The sequence below is a fragment of the Streptomyces sp. NPDC050704 genome, assembly GCF_040654355.1.
GTDB lineage: Bacteria > Actinomycetota > Actinomycetes > Streptomycetales > Streptomycetaceae > Streptomyces.
On the sequence record NZ_JBFAHW010000032.1, the window covers coordinates 21,686 to 38,752 of the forward strand.

At 70.4% G+C, this 17,067-nt stretch carries 13 protein-coding genes; 2 read left to right on the forward strand and 11 right to left on the reverse strand.

All coding sequences use genetic code 11. The features are described 5' to 3' along the window. Nucleotides 1–26: 26 nt before the first annotated feature. The 5 genes from AB0I18_RS20220 to AB0I18_RS20240 all read right to left on the reverse strand — a co-directional run bounded on the left by AB0I18_RS20220 (nt 27) and on the right by AB0I18_RS20240 (nt 6,307). Nucleotides 27–2,132: an ATP-binding protein gene (locus tag AB0I18_RS20220; RefSeq protein ID WP_363106898.1), complete on the reverse strand. Its 2,106-nt coding sequence runs from the start codon at nt 2,130–2,132 to the stop codon at nt 27–29. Between the two features lie 270 nt (nt 2,133–2,402). Further along, the gene (locus AB0I18_RS20225) at nt 2,403–3,476 is read right to left on the reverse strand and encodes an aldo/keto reductase (RefSeq protein WP_363106899.1); all 1,074 of its coding nucleotides are present in this window, start codon (nt 3,474–3,476) and stop codon (nt 2,403–2,405) included. A gap of 132 nt (nt 3,477–3,608) precedes the next feature. After that, the gene (locus AB0I18_RS20230) at nt 3,609–4,460 is read right to left on the reverse strand and encodes an oxidoreductase (RefSeq protein WP_363106900.1); all 852 of its coding nucleotides are present in this window, start codon (nt 4,458–4,460) and stop codon (nt 3,609–3,611) included. 203 nt (nt 4,461–4,663) lie between these two features. Then, on the reverse strand, nt 4,664–5,542 hold the full coding sequence (locus AB0I18_RS20235; RefSeq protein WP_363106901.1) for a helix-turn-helix transcriptional regulator: 879 nt from the start codon (nt 5,540–5,542) through the stop codon (nt 4,664–4,666). Nucleotides 5,543–5,617: 75 nt separating this feature from the next. Then, nucleotides 5,618–6,307: an FCD domain-containing protein gene (locus AB0I18_RS20240; protein ID WP_363106902.1), complete on the reverse strand. Its 690-nt coding sequence runs from the start codon at nt 6,305–6,307 to the stop codon at nt 5,618–5,620. Between the two features lie 188 nt (nt 6,308–6,495). Between AB0I18_RS20240 and leuA the strand changes: the two genes are divergently transcribed. Continuing rightward, complete coding sequence (leuA, locus tag AB0I18_RS20245) at nt 6,496–8,295, forward strand: 2-isopropylmalate synthase (protein WP_363106903.1); 1,800 nt, start codon at nt 6,496–6,498, stop codon at nt 8,293–8,295. Continuing rightward, the gene (locus tag AB0I18_RS20250) at nt 8,292–9,101 is read left to right on the forward strand and encodes an ATP-binding cassette domain-containing protein (RefSeq protein WP_363106904.1); all 810 of its coding nucleotides are present in this window, start codon (nt 8,292–8,294) and stop codon (nt 9,099–9,101) included. Before leuA ends, AB0I18_RS20250 begins: the two co-directional genes overlap by 4 nt. A 72-nt stretch (nt 9,102–9,173) precedes the next feature. On the opposite strand, the gene AB0I18_RS20255 is transcribed toward AB0I18_RS20250, so the two are convergent. The 6 genes from AB0I18_RS20255 to AB0I18_RS20280 form a co-directional block, all read right to left on the reverse strand. Next, the gene (locus tag AB0I18_RS20255; protein WP_363106905.1) at nt 9,174–11,183 is read right to left on the reverse strand and encodes a DUF2264 domain-containing protein; all 2,010 of its coding nucleotides are present in this window, start codon (nt 11,181–11,183) and stop codon (nt 9,174–9,176) included. Nucleotides 11,184–11,202: 19 nt separating this feature from the next. Next, entirely contained in the window at nt 11,203–12,258 is a 1,056-nt protein-coding gene (locus tag AB0I18_RS20260) for a LacI family DNA-binding transcriptional regulator (RefSeq protein WP_363106962.1), read from the reverse strand. 48 nt (nt 12,259–12,306) lie between these two features. Then, nucleotides 12,307–13,956 carry a sugar ABC transporter substrate-binding protein gene (locus tag AB0I18_RS20265; RefSeq protein WP_363106906.1) on the reverse strand — a complete coding sequence of 550 codons (1,650 nt, stop codon included), beginning with the start codon at nt 13,954–13,956 and terminating at the stop codon, nt 12,307–12,309. Nucleotides 13,957–14,027: 71 nt separating this feature from the next. Continuing rightward, nucleotides 14,028–14,915, reverse strand: a complete 888-nt coding sequence (locus AB0I18_RS20270) for a carbohydrate ABC transporter permease (protein WP_363106907.1) — start codon at nt 14,913–14,915, stop codon at nt 14,028–14,030. Further along, a complete protein-coding gene (locus tag AB0I18_RS20275; RefSeq protein ID WP_363106908.1) occupies nt 14,912–15,766 on the reverse strand; it encodes an ABC transporter permease subunit in 855 nt (284 codons plus the stop codon). The genes AB0I18_RS20270 and AB0I18_RS20275 overlap by 4 nt, the downstream gene beginning before the upstream one ends. A gap of 413 nt (nt 15,767–16,179) precedes the next feature. Further along, the gene (locus tag AB0I18_RS20280; protein WP_363106909.1) at nt 16,180–16,893 is read right to left on the reverse strand and encodes a GntR family transcriptional regulator; all 714 of its coding nucleotides are present in this window, start codon (nt 16,891–16,893) and stop codon (nt 16,180–16,182) included. Between the last annotated feature and the right edge of the window lie 174 nt (nt 16,894–17,067).

The window sequence follows — 17,067 nt, forward strand, 5'->3', positions numbered from 1 at the left end:
CGCCCACTCGGGCGGCGGGCACGGCCTCACCGCTCTGTCGGCAGGTCCCGGCCGGCTGACAGGTCGCGGCTGACCGGAACGATCGGCGTCCCGCTCAGTTCATGACTCCACAGCACATCGCTGATCCGCTTCACCGCGGCCGTCAGATGCCGGCGGTAGGTGCTGAAGGACATCCCGAGGCGCCTGGCCACCGCTTCCTGGGTCGGCGCGGCCTTGCTGTACGTCGCCACGACGGCGCGGTGGCGCTTTTCCCCGGCACGCTCTTCCAGCACGGTGTCGATGGCCCGCAGGAGCACATCGTGGAGGCTCTGGCCGTGCTCCGCGACCAGGTGGATACGGTTGAGGGGATTGGCCGCAAGCTCGCCCGGCCACCACAGCGCGCGGAGGGCGTCCCGTACAGCGGCGTCGAACTCCGGCCGGGACAGCACGACGTGTTCCTCCCGCTCCCGCTCCCGCGGAGTTCGGCCCGGAGACGTGAGGGCGGCCGCACCCTCCTGCAGAGCGGCGTTCCTTCCCTCCACCCACGCCATCGCGGACTGGACACGCCAGTCCTGGGCGAACAGGCAGTACCTGTGGTCGCCGATCACGGGCCTGGCGTCGGCCGGCACCATGTCGCTGTCCTCGAGATAGCCGTTCCAGAACCCGTCGTCCCGCATCACCACGATCGACCAGGCGAGACGGTCGGCCCGGATGATCTGCCCCATCGCGCGCCACATCACCAGGTTCATGGAGGCCGAGGGCCGCTGGTACGCACGCGGGTCCACCTGGAAGCGTGCGATGGCCATGTGCTCGCCCGCTCGCAGGGGAGCACCGGCCTCCGCGTGGGCCCAGGCGGCGGCCACCACCGGATCGACGTCCGCCCCTTCCGGCCCGCTGAGCTCCAGCCAGGCCGAACAGGCAACGATGTCATCGGACCGGTTCGAGCGGTAGACGCTGAACGCTTCGGGCTGCCGGTCCAGCCAGAAGCGGGCGATCGCGGCGGACTCGGCACCCTCCGCCTCGTCTACCAGCTCCACCACGCGGCTCTCGTCGGCAGGAGAACAGGGGGCCACCCGCACCGCGCCATCGGAATGCCACACAAGGGTGTCGGTGATCGAACCGGCGGCCCGTTCCAGGTACACCAGGGACTGCATGGCCTGGAGCACCTGTGCAGCGGGCACCTCCCGGACCCGGCCGAGCAGATACTGGTGCATCCGTCGGCGCAGCGCGGCGAAACCGTCCGGGTCACGCCAGCGGAGATCGGCTGCCAGCACCTCGCGCACCACATCGTGCGGAAAGAGCCCGGCCGCGGTGGATTCGATGAACGGCTGGGCGCGCAGCCAGGCGAACACTTCCGCGGCGGGCTCGCCCATCATCGCCCGGAGCAGAGCCTCGGAGGTGACATCGGCCTGGGCGCACACCTCGAGCGCCGTGCGATGGTGCCGGCTCGGCGGATCGCCCACGAGCTGCGGCAGCAGCGTCGCGATCACGTCCCGGCCAGGTGACCAGTCGTCCGCCCGAGGCGTCCCGTCCGTCTTCTGCTGGACGGCGACCGCCGCCGCCAGCGAGAGGGCCAGCGGATTGCCGCCGGTGAAGGACAGCAGTGTCTGGTGTGCACTGGCCGGAACGCCGCGTTCCCGCAGGAAGGCGGCCGCGTCGTCGCGGGCCAGGTTCCGCAGCGGCACCACCTTCATCAGGTCCGCCCATCCCGGGTCGGCGACCCAGCGCGGATCCGGGGCCGCCCGTCCGGCGACGATCGCGATCGCGCCCAGCGGCAGCCGCGGCAGGAAGTTCTCCCACAACCAGTGCTCCAGGCCCTGGCAGTGCTCGAAGGTGTCGACCAGGAGCACCGATTCCGGCTCGCCGATCGCCTTTCCCGCGGCCTCCTCGAAGTCCTCCGGCGTCGCGGAGACCGTACGGCCGTCCACCTCGACCACTAATCGCCCCGCCTCCCGCGCCTCCCGCGCGAACCGCCTCAGGAGCGTGGACTTGCCGATCCCGCCGGGCCCATGAAGGTAGAGCACGGGCGAACCGCCGGGGTCGCCCGCCAGCGAGGACCGGAACAGTGCCAGCTCCGCCACCCGTCCGGCGAAAGCCCGGTCTCGCGCCGCGACCACGAGGTCGCCCAACGAGCCACCGTCCCCTATATGCATGAGCCCCTCATAAACCGAAACGAACCTTGCACGGCCGATCACCTTACGTCGTACACCTCGGCCCAATCGAAGAGTTGAGACGCGCGTCGAAGCGGCTTTGGTTCACTCCGTGGGCGAACCGAGCTGTCTGCGCGACCGAGTGTCACGGCGTCGGAGCGGTCGGTGTGCGGACCGCGGTCTCCGGGGCGGAAAGCGCGCCGGTCCGGGTCGTCGGGCAGCGGGATCACAGGGGGAGATGGTGCGGCTTGGGGCAGCAGGAGGTGGAACGGTTCAGCCGCGGGTGGTGACCTTGGCGCCTCCGAAGACCAGGCCCTTGGTCAGTGGCCGGTCCATGAACGCCTTCGGGAAGATCGGCTCAGGAGCACTGGCCGCGTTCAACCGCTCCAGGTGCTCCGCGGTCAGGACCACATCGAGGGCGGCGATGTTCTTCTCGGCCTGGGCGAGCGTGCGGGCGCCGATGATGGGCGAGGTCACCGCCGGGTTGGCGAGCGTCCAGGCGAGCGCCACCTGCGCCGGCTCGGCGCGTAGGTCGGCGGCCACTTCGCGCACCACGTCGGCGACGGCGAGCGAGCGTTCCGTCAGGTTGCCGGAGGCTTCGATGACCCCCTTGCGGGAACCGGACGCGGTGCCCTGGCCGTTGCCGCCGGCCAGGTCGTCCCGGCTGTACTTGCCGGTCAGAACGCCGCCGCCCAGCGCCGACCACGGCACGACGCCCATCCCCTTGCTCTCGGCCATGGGAATCAGCTCGTGCTCGACCGTGCGCTGGATGAGGCTGTACTCGATCTGAAGGGCGATGAACGGCGACCAGTTCAGGAGGTCGGCCATGGTCTGCATCTCGGAGATGCGCCAGGCCGGCGTGTTGCAGATACCGACGTAGACGACCTTGCCGCTGGTCACGAGGTCGTCCAGGCCGCGCATGACCTCCTGGGAGGACGTGGTGAAGTCCCAGCCGTGCAGGTAGAGGAGATCGATACGGTCCGTCTCCAGCTGTCGCAGGCTGGTCTCCACCGACCGGATCATGTTGAGCCGGTGGTTGCCGCCGGAGTTGGGGTTGCCCGGCTCCAGGGCCATGGTGAACTTGGTGCCGAGTACGACCCGGTCACGACGGCCTTTGAGGAAGCGGCCCAGCAGGCGTTCGGCCGCTCCGTCGGTGTAGTTGACCGCGGTGTCCACGAAGTTGCCGCCCCGGTCGAGGTAGAGGTCGAAGATCGCGGCCGCTTCGTCGGGTCCGGCGCCCCAGCCCCATTCCTCACCGAAGGTCATGGTCCCCAGGGCGAGGGGTGAGACGCGCAGCCCTGAGCGGCCGAGAAGGCGGTAGTCGTCGAGGGAGGCTGTGTTCGGCATGTCGGCTGTCTCCTGTTGTGTGAAAAGGGCGGCGGCAGGGGGCCCGGCCACTCACGGGAACGTCGGACGGTGAGTCGGCGATGGCGGACTTCGCCCTCGCCGACGGCGGCCGCCCCGTCGGGCATGTACAGATCAGTCGTTGTCGGGATAGTCGGCGCTGAGGGTCACGTCGTGCCACGTGGTGAAGTCGGTCCGCAGCCCGTCGAGCCTGGCCAGCGCGACGTCGAGGGCCACCTTGCCCAGGAGCAGTCGCAGCGGTGGGTTCTCCGCGCCGACGGCGTCGATGATCGCGGAGGCGGCGCGTTCGGGGTCTCCCGGCTGGTGGCCGTAGGTGTCCAGGGTGCTCTTGCGCCGTGCTCCCGCGGTCGCCGCGTAGTCCTCGATCCGGATCGAGGACTGACGCATGGACGGGCCGGACCAGTTGGTGCGGAAGGCTCCGGGTTCGACGATGGTGACGTTGATGCCCAGCGGGGCGACTTCGGCGGCGAGCGACTCGGAGAGGCCTTCGACGGCGAACTTCGTGGCGTGGTAATAACCGGTGGCGCCGAAGGCGGCGAGGCCGCCGAGGGACGAGATGTTGACGATGTGGCCGCCGCGCCGCTCGCGCATGCCCGGCAGTACGGCCCGGGTGACGTCCACGAGGCCGAAGACGTTGGTGTCGAAGAGGGCGCGGACCTGGTCGTCCTCCCCCTCTTCCAGGGCGGCGAGGTATCCGTATCCGGCGTTGTTGACCAGGATGTCGATGGGGCCGAGGGCCGTGGTGGCCGCCTTGACGGCAGCGGTGATCTGGGCGCTGTCGGTCACGTCGAGGGCAAGGGCCAGGGCCCGGTCCTCGTGGCCGGAGACGATGTCCGCCACCGTTCGCGGATCGCGGGCGGTGACCACGGCCTTCCAGCCGCGTTCGAGCACAGCGGTGGCCAGGGCACGGCCCAGACCTGTGGAGCAGCCCGTGATGAACCAGACGGGCGCGGTGTTGGCAGACATGGGTGACATGTCCCTTCGTGGGGAGGGCTGTCCGTGGGGATGGCTGTTTGTGGAAGCGTCGTGCCGAGGTTGGTGCGTGGTGTGGGTGGCGCCGGCTCACCGAGGCCGCGCGGGTGCCTCTCGGCACCTGCGGGCATGGCCGATGGAGCGCCGTGGGGGCGCGCTCGGGGAGGGAGCGACGGGATGGCGGTGGGGCGGGCCGTTCAGGCGTCGCCGGCAGGGTGGTCCGCCGACTGCGCCGACTCCGCCGTTTCCCGGGTCTTCGTGGCGGTCAGGCTGCCCAGCAGGGACAGCGCGTGTTCGGAGGGGCTGCCGGGTTCGGCCTGGTAGACGACCAGTTGCTGCCCCGGCGCACTGTTGACGGTCAACGACTCGTAGTCCAGGGTGAGTTCGCCGACGACGGGGTGGTGGAACCGCTTCGTCTCCCGCCTCTTCCGACGGATGTCGTGGCGTGCCCACAGCCTGCGGAAGACGGCACTCTTGAGGGACAGTTCGCCCACCACCTCGATCAGTTGGGGATCGTCGAAGTCCGCGCCCGCCGCCTCACGCAGCCCGGCCACCGTGTTGACGGCGACCCGGTCCCAGTCCGGGTAGAAGTCCCGGGCATCGGGATCGAGGAAGACCAGGCGCATCAGGTCCCCGCTGTAGGTGTGGCCGGCGAACAGTGCCTCGCCGAGCGGGTTGTGGGCCCGGACCGTCATACAGCGGTCCAGGATCACGGCCGGGGTGCTCGGCCAGTTGTCCAGCATCCGCAGCAGACCCGGGCCGAGCCGGGGGCCGCGCGTGCTCCGGCGCCCCTTGGCGGGCAGCGGCCGGGCCAGCTGGTGCAGGTGGGCGATCGCGTCGCCGTCCAGCGTCAGGGCACCCGCCAGGGCGTCGAGCACCTGTACGGAGGGGTTACGCTCCCGCCCCTGTTCGAGACGTACGTAGTAGTCGGTGCTGAGCCCTGCCAGCATGGCCACTTCCTCCCGGCGCAGACCCGGGACCCGGCGCCGGTCGCCGGCGGGCATGCCCAGATCCTCGGGCCGCACCAGTCCACGGCGGGCTCGGAGGAACTGTCCAAGGAGGTTGTCGCTGTCCATGATTCGACGGTAGCCCCGTATGTGTGGCGCAGGGTGGCCCTGATACTCCCAGGCTCGCTCGGTTCCGCAAGGGGGTCAGAGGGAGTGGAGCTGGGCGAGTGTCTGCCTCAACTCGTCCCTCAGCGTGCGCCCGGCGGCCTCGGCGTCCGACCGCACGACAGCGTCCACCAGCGCGGCGTGGCCCTCGTCGCCGTGGTTCGGGTCACCGGAACGCAGTCCTAGAAGCTCCACGAGATCGATCAGCCCTTGTCGCAGCGCAGGCACGAACTCGGTGAACAAGGCCGTCAGTACCGGATTGTGGGCCGCGGCGACCACCGCCGCGTGCAGGGCGATGTCGGCGTCGACGAACTCCTCGTCGCTTCCGGTCGCGGCGTCACGGCGCTTGGCCAAGGCGGCGTCGAGGGCGGCGAGATCGTCGTCGGTGCGGCGTTGCGCGGCCAGCTCAGCGGCTTCGACCTCCAAGAGCATGCGCACTTCGTAGACGTCGGTGATGGCTGCCTGACGGAGCCGTGCGGACCAGTCCTCCTTGGGCCGGGTCGCGATGACGAACACACCGGAGCCCTGGCGCGCCTGGACCAGCCCTGCCCCGGCCAGCGCGCGGAGTGCCTCGCGGACGGTTGACCGTCCTACGCCGAGGGACTTGGCCAGGGAGGTCTCGCCGGGAAGTTTCGTGCCAACGGCCCAGTCGCCCCCGGAGATCTGCTCGCGCAGGCGCTCGGCGGCCTGCTCCACCAACGGCGACGGCCGCAAGGCGCCAAGTGACATGTGACATCCACCTTCCTGAACTCCTCAGGTTGTCTGAGGAGTTGAATGGCCGTTACTGTACCCGGCATGCCGCTGCGCGATCTTCTTCTCCTCGTCTGCCGCTGCGGGGCCTGACGCGACCGGCCCCCCGCAGCGGGTGTCGGGCTGCGCCGGTCACCGGATGACCGACTGAAAGAAGTTCCGCCCTCATGGCTTCCCCCTTCGAGACCATGGCGTTTCCCACCCTGCGCACTCCGTCCGGTGACATCCCGGCGGACGCGCCAGGATGGAACCCTCAGCGCCCGAGCGCGATGCCGCACCACCGATACCGGCCCGCGGATGCGCGGGTCGCCCTGCCCCTGACCGACCGGACCTGGCCGGCGCGCCGACTCCAGCAGGCTCCGCTGTGGGTACCGGTCGACCTGCGGGACGGCAACCAGGCGCTGGCCGAACCGATGGACACCGAGCGCAAGCGCCGGATGTTCGACCTCCTGGTCACGATGGGCTTCAAGGAGATCGAGGTCGGCTACCCCTCCGCCAGCCAGACCGACTTCGACTTCGTACGGCACCTGGCGCGCAGTGGCGCCGTACCCGACGACGTGACCATCTCCGTCTTCACGGCGGCCCGCCCGGACCTGATCGACCGGACCGTCGCCTCCGTCGAAGGGCTTCCCCGCACGGTCGTCCACCTCTACACCGCCACCGCGCCCACGTGGCGGGACGTGGTCCTGGGCCGCTCCCGCACCGAGGTCCACGCGCTGATCCGGGACGCCGCCACTCACCTGATGCGGCGCGCGGAGGAACAGCCGGGTGCCGACATCCGGTTCGAGTTCTCCCCGGAGGTCTTCAACCTCACGGAACCGGACTTCGTCCTGGAGGTGTGCAACGGCCTGACCGCACTGTGGGAAGCGAGCCCGGACCGACCGGTGATCCACAACCTGCCGGCCACGGTGGAGATCGCCACCCCCAACGTGTACGCCGACCAGATCGAGTACATGGACCGCCACCTGGCACACCGCGGGTCCGTGATCCTTTCGGTGCACCCGCACAACGACCGTGGCACCGGAGTCGCCTGCGCCGAACTCGCCGTGCTGGCCGGGGCGCAGCGCGTGGAGGGCTGCCTGTTCGGCAACGGCGAGCGGACCGGGAACGTCGACCTCGTCACCCTGGCCCTGAACCTGTACGCACAGGGCGTGAACCCCATGATCGATTTCTCCGACATCGACGCGGTACGCGAGGTGGTGGAGCACTGCAACCGGCTGCCGGTCCACCCGCGCCACCCCTATGGCGGCGATCTCGTGCACACAGCCTTCTCCGGCACACACCAGGACGCCATCGCCAAGGGCCTGGCCCAGCACGCAAAGCAGGCCGCCGAGACGGGGCTCTCCGTCGAACAGGCGCCATGGGCGGTGCCGTATCTGCCCATCGACCCGGGCGACATCGGGCGCACGTACGAAGAAGTCATCCGCATCAACTCCCAGTCCGGCAAGGGAGGTGTCGCCCACCTGCTCCACACCCACCACGGCCTGGACCTGCCCCAGGCGATGCGTCCGGACGTCTCCCGTACGGTGCAGCAGGTCACCGACGCCACCGGGCGGGAGCTCTCCTCCAAAGACCTGTGGGAGCTCTTCCGCACCACCTACATCGTCCCGGCTCAGGACGGTGACGTCACGCTGGTCGCCTGGAACACGGCGGAAACCGCTCCCGGCGAGCACCGGTTCAGCTGCACGCTGCGCACCGACGGGCAGGAGCGTTCCTGCCGGGGCACCGGGAACGGGCCGCTGTCCGCTCTCACCGATGCCCTCCGCACCGCGGGCATCACCGTCGACATCCTCGGCTACACCGAACACGCCACCGCCAGCGGTCCTGGCAGCCCCGCCGTCGCCTACGCCGAGTGCCGGGTGGACGGCGTCACCCGCTGGGGGGCCGGCTGGGACACCTCGGTCCTGACCTCGTCCGTCCACGCGGTCATGGCCGCCGTCAACCGAGCCCAGGAAGCCCGGTCGTGAACGCGGCCCCGGTCCTGCGGGTGAAGGACGTGGACGTGGTCCGCGAGGGCAAGGCGATTCTGCGCGAGGCGTCGCTGACCGTACAGGCCGGCGAACACTGGGCGCTGCTCGGCGCCAACGGCGCGGGCAAGAGCACCTTGCTCGCTCTCCTCGGAGCCCTCATCCACCCCACCCACGGCATCGTGGAAGTGCTGGGCCACCAGCTGGGACGGGTCGACCTGCGGCAACTGCGCTCCTACGTGGGCCACGTCGACCCCCGGCATCCGCTGAACTCGCCCCTCAAGGTCCAGGACGTCGTACTGACCGGACTGACCAACACCGTCGAGCGCGTTCCCCGTTGGCACCCGACGCCCGAGCAGGCTGCCATGGCCGACCGCCTCATCGGCCTGCTCGGCCTCGGTGACCGCCGCGAGGCACGCTGGCCGACCCTGTCCCAGGGCGAACGCGGCCGTACGCTGATCGCTCGGGCGCTCATGCCCAGTCCGCGACTGCTGCTCCTCGACGAGCCCGCGACCGGCTTGGATGTCGCCGGCCGCGAGCAGCTCATCGAACGGCTCGACACGCTTCAGGAAACCTATCCGGAGCTCGCATCGGTCCTGGTCACCCATCATTTGGAGGAACTTCCTCCGGGTACGACCCATGTGATGCTGCTACGTGACGGGCGTTGTCTGGCCCGCGGCCCGGCCGACGCGGTCCTGACGAGTGATCAGGTCAGCGAGTGCTTCGACCACCCCATCCGCCTGACCCGCGTCGACGGACGCTGGAGTGTGCGGGCCGGCCGCCCGGCCGGACCCCAGGTCGGCTGAGGGACGACCGGGCAGTCGACGGGAGGCGTCTCGCCCGACACGTGCCGCAGACATCCGGTCACCGGCCACCGGTCACCGGATGTCTGCGCCGGTGGTCGTCGGCGGCGGGTTGAGGTTCCGCGTCCGAACCCGTTCGACCAGCCCGTCCGGGAAGCGGATCTCCACGGCCCCGTCCGGCGTCGGAGTCGCCCAGGCGTCGGTACGCAGGGTGTGGAGGTCCCCGTACACGTCAGGGTCCGCGGTGAGAACGACCAGTGTCACGAGCAGCCGCGTGCCGCCGGGATACCGGTCCAGCGTGAGCAGGGGCGTCGCCGAGTGGTCGCCGTAGGCGTTGTGGCCGTGGGCGTGTGTCACGGTGCCGCGGGCCGGGATGCCGTGGTCGTCCCAGCCCAGCAGGCCCACGAGGGCGCTGGTCAGGCCGTCGGGTCGGCGGGTCAGTGCCCAGCCCGCTCCGGTCCTCCCGGTGGGCGTGCTGTCGCAGGCGACCGCCCAGCCGCCTTCGCGCACTCGGACGCCGGCCGGGGCGTGCACCCGGTGCACGCGCACCTCCCAGGGGCCGTGCACGACACTGACCGTGGTGATACTCGGCTCTGTGCCGTCGCCGTCCACCGCGAGCGGGGTGTGCCACGAGGCCGCCTGCCGGCCGTGGACGTACAGCGGATGGATGCGGCCCCTGCGGGACGCACCCGAACTGTCCAGCAGCGCGATGTGGTTGTCGGGGCCCGGCGACGCGTCGTCGGGCGGGGTCTCCGGCGCGGCCGCGCTGGAGTACGCGAACCGGGTGTAGTGCGGGTTGTCCTGAGGTGGAAAGGGCGGGGGCGGCAAGCGGTCGCTGCCGTGGTTGACCAGCCGCACGATGCCGTCGGCGGCGGTGGAGTGCAGCAGCCACCCGGGGGCGGGCAGGGCCAGGCATCGGTCCGCGGTGTCGACGGGGCCGGGTTCCTCGGGTGCCGTCCACACCGGATGGTCCGCGGGCAGCAGCAGTCCGAGGAACGCCTTGCTGGCCCAGTACGGGGACGCGGGGCCCGAGTACCGCTGGGTGACGGGGAGAAAGGGCCGGTACCAGCCCAGGCTCAACAGCCCCTGCCCGTCCGGCACTCCGTGGTCGGCGAAGTGCTTCAGGGCGCCGGAGGCCAGGCGGCGCGTACGACCCGGTGGCAGCGAGGTGGCGTCGGCCAGGGCGCCGGCCCAGAGCGGGGCGGCGGCGGCGAAGCGGTAGGTGAGCGACCGGCCCTGGTGGACGGGGGCGCCGTCGGAGCCGAAGAAGTACTGGTGGGTGTCGAGGAACTCGCGCAGGCGGGCGCGGTGCGTCGCCACGAGGCCGCGGTCGGCGCGGGGCCCTGCGATGCGGGCCCACAGGACCGGGTACAGGTGCAGTGCCCAGGCGTTGTAGTAGTCGAACTTCCGTCCGTCGCCGTCCGTGTACCAGCCGCCTCCGCGGTACCAGTCGTCGAGCCGTGCCAGACCGTCGTCGATTTCGGCGCGGCTGTGCGGGGCCCCCACGGAGGCGAGGAACTCCTCGGTGATGACCTGGAAGAGCCGCCAGTTGGAGTCGTTGGCGGTGGCTCCGACGAACCCGCCCAGCCAGGCCGCGGCGTTCTGCCGTACGGCGTCGGGCAGTTGGTCCCAGATCCAGGGGCGCGTCTCGTGCAGTGCGACGGCGATGGAGGCCGCTTCGACCATCGGCTGGCCGCGGTCGGTGATCGGGGGCCAGTGTTCCGGGTGGCCGGGGTCGGTGCCGGCGGCGAGACCGACCGTGTAGCGCTCGACCAGGTCGTGGACGACGGTGCTGCCGGGCCGGTCCGTGCCGCCCGCGCCGGCGATACGGAAGGCGGCGAGCAGGAAGGAGCGGGCGTAGCCCTCCAGACCGTCGGACCAGGACCCGGAGTGACTGGCCCGGCCGGGCAGCCGGTACTGGGCCAACTCCCTTGAGGCGTAAGGGAGCAGGCCGTCCAGGAGGCGGTCGGCCATCGCCTCCCAGTGCGCTCGGGTCCAGCCGGTGAGAGGTGAGTGTGCGGGGTCGGGGGGCGGCAGGTGGGAGGGGTGCGTCGGGTCGGGGAGCGACACGTGCGGCGCGGTCATACGGGGATGGGGTCCTTTGTCAGTCGGGGCGCCCCGGCGGGGGCGGCTGGACGCTGTCGCGTACGACGATGTGGGTGCCCAGCAGGTGGTGGGCACCCGCGGTGTACTCGGGATCGCGCAGGGCGAGGCGTACCGCGGCGCGGCCGAGTTCCTCGGCGGGGGTGCGGACGGTGGTAAGCGGGGGGTTGAAGTCCTCGGCGAGCGGGATGTCGTTGTAGCCGACCACCGAGATGTCGTCCGGGACGCGCAGGCCTGCGTCGGCGATGGCCCGCAGTACTCCGGCGGCGACCATGTCGTCGCCGGCGAACACCGCCGTGAAGTCCGGGCCGTCCTTGAGCAGTTCGGTCATCGCCCGGTGGCCGGCCGGCCGGCCGAGGCCGCAGTCGACGACGTGGGCGGCCTCGGGCGGCAGGCCGTGCTCGGTGAGCGCGGCCCGGTAGCCGGCGACCCGCGCGTCCAGGGTGGTGTTGCCGGGCAGTCCGCCCAGGAAGACGATCCGGCGGTGGCCCGCCGACAGCAGATGGCCGGTGATGGCACGGGCCCCGGCCTCGTTGTCGAACTCCACCACCAGGGCCGGGATGCCGGGCTCCGGCGCGGGCCGTCCGCACAGCACGAGACGGGCTCCGGCGGCGTCCAGGGCCTGCGCGTAGTGCGCGACGCGCTCCCGGTAGGCGTCGTCCTCCACGACCCCGCCGACCAGGATCACCAGCCGGGCGCCCTCCTCCCGCATCAGCTGCACGAACTCCAGCTCACGCTGCGGGTCCCCGCCGGTGGCCCCGACCAGACACAGCCAGCCGCGGGAGGCGGCCTCCGCCTCCACGCCCTCGGCGACATGCGCGTAGAAGGGGCTGGTGACCTGCCGCAGCACGACCGCGACCATCTTGCGGCCGCCACCCACCAGTGCACGCGCGTGCGCGTTGGCCACGTAGTCCAGATCGCGGGCCGCGCGCAGCACCCGGGTCCGGGTGGACGCCGGCACCGGATAGTTCCCGCTCAGCACGCGCGAGACGGTGGCCATGGACACCCCCGCCCGCTCGGCGACCTCGCGGATCGTCACCCGCCCCTTCGGCGCCATGTCGCTTCCCATCCCCCGTGTCTCCTTCCGGCCGTCCGTCGCCGCACGTCAGCTGTTGGCCGCGTGGTCCTCGGCGAATTCCTCGGCCATTCTGTCGCCGCCGCGGGTCCGCCACTTCTTCGCCGCGGCGTCGAGTTCGGAGAGCGGGAGGCGGCCCGCGATGATGCCGGTGGCGGCGTCGTCCATCAGGGCCTTGAGCGTGGTGCCCTGAGCGGTGTAGGTACGGGACTGGAGTCCCCAGGAAGCCTTGCGGATCGCTCGCGGTACGACCTTCTGCTGCCAGGCGTGCAGGGCGCGTACGGCGTCGGGCAGGCCCGGCACGAACAGCACCTGGGGGCCTTCGGCGAGGTACTTCAGCGGCAGGTTGGTGTTGTTCTCCACCTTGCCCAGTTCGTTGGCCTCGGGCGAGCCGTCCTTCGCCCGGGTGAAGTGGGTACCCTCCAGGCCGTAGTGGACGAGCTCCCACTCCTTGCTGCCGAAGGGCGCGGCGAGGTAGTCGAGGACCCGCAGCAGCAGTTCGATGCGCTCCTTCTTCGCCTTCTTCAGGATGGTGTAGCCGAAGGAGCGGCGGGCCGCGACGCTGCCGCCGGGCTCTCCGCCGACGCTGTACGGGATGGCCGCCGCCGGGGTGAACAGGCCCTTGGAGTCGAGGTACTTGGGCAGGTAGGCGCCGAAGCCGTCCTGCATGGAACCGACGGTCCCGTTGAGCCAGAGGGTGACCAGGTCGGGCTGGGAGAGCGAGGTGGCGTCGGGGTGGTAGGAGCCGTTCTTGCGCAGCTGGGCCTGGTAGGCGACGGACGCCTTGAAGCGCTCGTCGGTGTAACCGGGCAGGAAGGTGCCGTCCTTGTCCACGGCCCATTCCTGCGGTGCGTTGTGGGCGGCGGAGTGGAAGGCGCCGCCGAAGACGGAGCCGGTGGCGGCGCCGAGCGCGTACTTCTTGCCGCTCGTGCCTTTCCCGGCGACGGCGGCGAAGTCCTCGGAGGTCCAGCCCTCCTTCATCCCGGCGCCGGTGAAGAAGCCCTGGTTGAGCCAGAGGGTGGAGCCGGGCAGCGGGCGCTCGAGGGGGATGCCGTAGATACGGCCGCCGATGCGGCCCATGTCGCGCCAGGCGTGGGTGGGGATGTTGGCGAGGTTCGGGTACGTCTTGACCGCGTCGCCGGACAGGAACGGGGTGAGGTCCTCGGCCCGGCGCTGCACGAACTGGGCCTCGCGGGGCAGCACGAAGCCGGAGAAGATGTTGATGATGTCGGGCAGATCGCCGGCGTCACCGGCCATCACGGTCGCCATCTTCTTCTGGTAGTCGGTCTGCGAGACGATGGTGTACTCGATCTTCACGCCGAGTGCCTTCTCGACGGCGGTCCAGAACTTGTTGGCCGAGGCGGGCTTGGGCGGCGTGCCGAAGGACACCGACATGACCCTGATCGTGGAGCCGTCGCCGGGCTTGTCGGGGACGGCGGTCACCAGGTCGGACGGGTAGGCGGTGTAGCCGGCCTGGACGCCCGCCTCGGTGGGCGCGAGGTCCGGCTTCGGACCGGAGAACGGGACGTACACGGGCCAAGGGGCCAGTTTCTTGCCCGCGTTGGAGACGTCGCCGTCGCTCGATCCGCTGGAGCAGGCGGTGAGCGTGCCGGGGACGGCCAGCGCGGCGCCGCCGACGGCGATCGAGCGCAGCAGGGTGCGCCGGGACAGTGAGGACATGGGCAACCGACCTTTCGTAGCACGGCTCTTGACGATGAGTCAGTTCTGAGGAGTCAGTTCTTGGCGAAGAGTCAGCTCTTGATGGCGCCGGTGAGCACGCCCTTGGTGAAGTACTTCTGGAGGAAGGGATAGACGAGCAGGATCGGCACGGTGGCGATCACCAGGACCGCCATCTGCACGGTCTGCGGCGCGTTGACGGTGGCCTCGCCGACGGTCGTGTCGGTGAGCCCGGAACCGGCCACCACGTAGGTGCGCAGGACCTGTTGGAGCGGCCAGTGGTCGCTCTCCAGGTAGAGGGAGGCGTAGAACCAGGAGTTCCAGTACGCCACGGCGTAGAAGAGGCCGACGACGGCCAGTGCCGCCTTCGACAGCGGCAGCACGACCGACCACAGCACCCGCCAGTCCCCCGCCCCGTCGAGACGCGCCGCCTCGTACAGCTCCTCCGGGATCGCCTGGAAGAAGCCGCGCAGGACGACGAGGTTGAAGACGTTCACCAGCACGGGCAGGATCAATGAGCTGTAGGAGTCCAGCAGTCCGAGCTCCTTGACCACCAGGAAGCTGGGGATCATGCCGGGCGGGAAGAGGAACGTGAACAGGACCAGGATCAGGACGGGTTTGCCGCCGAAGACACCGGGGCGGGACAGGGCGTAGGCGAGGGTCACCGTGCAGGCGAGGCTGAGCAGGGTGCCGACGACGGTGACGCCCGCGCTGACGCCGAGGGCGTGGGTGACGATGCCGCCTTCGAGGATGTCCCGGTACGCCTTGAGGGTCGGGTCCGTCGGCCACAGCACCCAGCCGCCGTTGGCCACCACCTCGCGCTGGGAGGCGAGCGAGGTCGACAGGATCACCAGGAACGGCACGCAGACCAGCAGCACCACCGCGATCAGCGCGAGGACCTTGGCGACCTGCGTGGCGGGCTTCGGCTTCTCCATCCAGCCGGGCCGTGCATGGGCGCTCACTTGTAGACCCCCTGTTCGCCGAGACGGTGGGCGACCTTGTTGGCCGCGTAGACGAGCAGGGCGCCGATGACGCCCTTGAAGAGGCCCGCGGCGGCCGCGAATCCGTAGTCGCCGCCGACGATGCCCTGGTAGTACACGAAGGTGTCGATGATCTCGGCGGCCTGCGGTCCGACCGCGTCGCGCTGGAGCAGCATCTGCTCGAAGCCGACCGAGAGGATGTCGCCGAGCCGCATGATGAGCAGCAGCACGATCACCGGCCGGATGGCGGGCAGTGTGACGTGCCAGAAGCGCCGCCAGGGTCCGGCGCCGTCGATCGCGGCGGCCTCGTACTGCTGCTCGTCGACCTGGGAGAGCGCCGCGAGGAAGATGATCGTGCCCCAGCCGGCGTCCTTCCAGATGACCTGGGCGACGGTGAGCGGCTTGAAGGCGTCGGGGTTGCCGATGATGTCGACGGTGCTCAGTCCCGCGTCGCCGAGGTAGCCGTTCACCATGCCGGTGTCGCCGAGCACCTGCTGGAACAGGGCGACGACGATCACCCACGAGATGAAGTGCGGCAGATACGCCACGGACTGCACGAAGCGGCGGACGGTGCTCCAGGTGAGCGTGTGCAGGAGCAGGGCGAGCGCGAGCGGCACGGGGAAGTAGAAGACGATCTGGAGGAGCGCGATCCAGACGGTGTTGAGGACCGCGTCCCAGAACCCGGTGTCCTGGAACATCCGTTGGAAGTTGTCCAGGCCGACCCACGGACTGCCCCAGATGCCGTCGAAGGGCACGTAGTCCTTGAACGCGATGACGTTGCCGAGCAGCGCCCCGTAGTGGAACACGAGGAAGTACACGAGCCCGGGCACCATCAGCAGGAACAGCGTTCGGCCCCTGCGGGCGTGAAAACCTTTTCGCTTGGTCGGAGCGCCTGACGGACGACGGGAAGGGCGGCTCGCCGTCGGTTTCCTGGGGCGCTCGCGCAGCAGCGCTGCCACGCGGCCTCCTCGACTGTGGGTACGGAGTGAGGGGAAGTTAAAACGTTTTCAGTGCGCGGTCAACACTTCTGACACATCTCTGGTCAACGAGCGCCCCGCGGACGGCCGGCGCCGGCGCACACGCCCTCAACTCCCCTACCGGGACAGGCGGATCGGACCGCACGGCGCACCGGCCACGAGCGGTTCAGGTCACAACGCGCATGAGCGGCCCCCGAGATGCAGCCGCACGGCCGGGCGCCACAGCCGGAAAGCTCCCGCGTTCCGGCTGGTCAACCCTGGTTCTGGTGTTACTCCCAGACCACGACGTTGCGCCGCACCGGTACCGTCGCGGGACCGGTGGCGAACAGCTCGGGCGAGTGCGCCCGGATGCGCTCGATGTCACTGAAGACGGCCCGCAGGTGCGCACGCATGGCGGTGCGAGCAAGGGAAACGTTTCCACCGACCACCGCGTCGAAGATTTCGAGGTGCTGGGCGGCGAACACCGCCGGGGACACGTTCTCGTGCAGGCCGAGCCGCCTCGCCCGGTCCAGGTGCCCCTTGGCCGCGGCGACGGTGGTCCAGACGTTGCCATGACCGCTCAGCCGCATCAGACCCTGGTGGAACGCCTCGTCGAGGGCGAAGAACTCCTCCAGGCCGAGGTCCGCGCGCCGCTGGCGTTCCAGGTTGTCCCGCAGTTCCCCGACGACCGCCGGATCGAGCGGTGTGGGCAGGTCCTCCAGCGAGGCGAGCTCGACGGCCTCCCGCAGGAACTGGGCGTCGGCGACCTGCGCCGGGTCCACCCGGGACACGAACGACCCGATCTTCGGGAAGACCTGCACCAGGCCCTCCTGGGCCAGCAGGATCAGGCTCTCCCGCACCGGCGTGCGGCTGACACCCAGGGACGCGGCGAGTTCGTTCTCCGACAGGGCGGCGCCCGGGGCGAGTTCGAGGGTCAGGACCATCTGACGCAATTTCAGGTAGATCTCGCGCCGACTGGTCCGCCGCCCGTTCGATTGAGCCATACGCCCATCGTACGTAGTCGGCGGGCACGCTTTTGACCGGCGCCTTTGCCGACTCGCCGGGCATTCCCATGAGGTCCGGCCACCGGTCGGACACCCACGCGTCCGCGAGCGTCCGCGCAGGCGCACCGCCGAGTCGGCGGCGGACCCACAGGCGAAAACGGGGTGACAGGAGTC

Excerpts from the sequence above, each read along its gene's own strand:
- AB0I18_RS20220 (WP_363106898.1), bottom strand. The coding sequence starts at position 2,132 with ATGCATATAGGGGACGGTGGCTCGTTGGGCGACCTCGTGGTCGCGGCG.
- AB0I18_RS20225 (WP_363106899.1), bottom strand. The coding sequence starts at position 3,476 with ATGCCGAACACAGCCTCCCTCGACGACTACCGCCTTCTCGGCCGCTCA.
- AB0I18_RS20230 (WP_363106900.1), bottom strand. The coding sequence starts at position 4,460 with ATGTCTGCCAACACCGCGCCCGTCTGGTTCATCACGGGCTGCTCCACA.
- AB0I18_RS20235 (WP_363106901.1), bottom strand. The coding sequence starts at position 5,542 with ATGGACAGCGACAACCTCCTTGGACAGTTCCTCCGAGCCCGCCGTGGA.
- AB0I18_RS20240 (WP_363106902.1), bottom strand. The coding sequence starts at position 6,307 with ATGTCACTTGGCGCCTTGCGGCCGTCGCCGTTGGTGGAGCAGGCCGCC.
- leuA (WP_363106903.1), top strand. The coding sequence starts at position 6,496 with ATGGCTTCCCCCTTCGAGACCATGGCGTTTCCCACCCTGCGCACTCCG.
- AB0I18_RS20255 (WP_363106905.1), bottom strand. The coding sequence starts at position 11,183 with ATGACCGCGCCGCACGTGTCGCTCCCCGACCCGACGCACCCCTCCCAC.
- AB0I18_RS20260 (WP_363106962.1), bottom strand. The coding sequence starts at position 12,258 with ATGGCGCCGAAGGGGCGGGTGACGATCCGCGAGGTCGCCGAGCGGGCG.
- AB0I18_RS20265 (WP_363106906.1), bottom strand. The coding sequence starts at position 13,956 with ATGTCCTCACTGTCCCGGCGCACCCTGCTGCGCTCGATCGCCGTCGGC.
- AB0I18_RS20275 (WP_363106908.1), bottom strand. The coding sequence starts at position 15,766 with ATGGTGCCCGGGCTCGTGTACTTCCTCGTGTTCCACTACGGGGCGCTG.
- AB0I18_RS20280 (WP_363106909.1), bottom strand. The coding sequence starts at position 16,893 with ATGGCTCAATCGAACGGGCGGCGGACCAGTCGGCGCGAGATCTACCTG.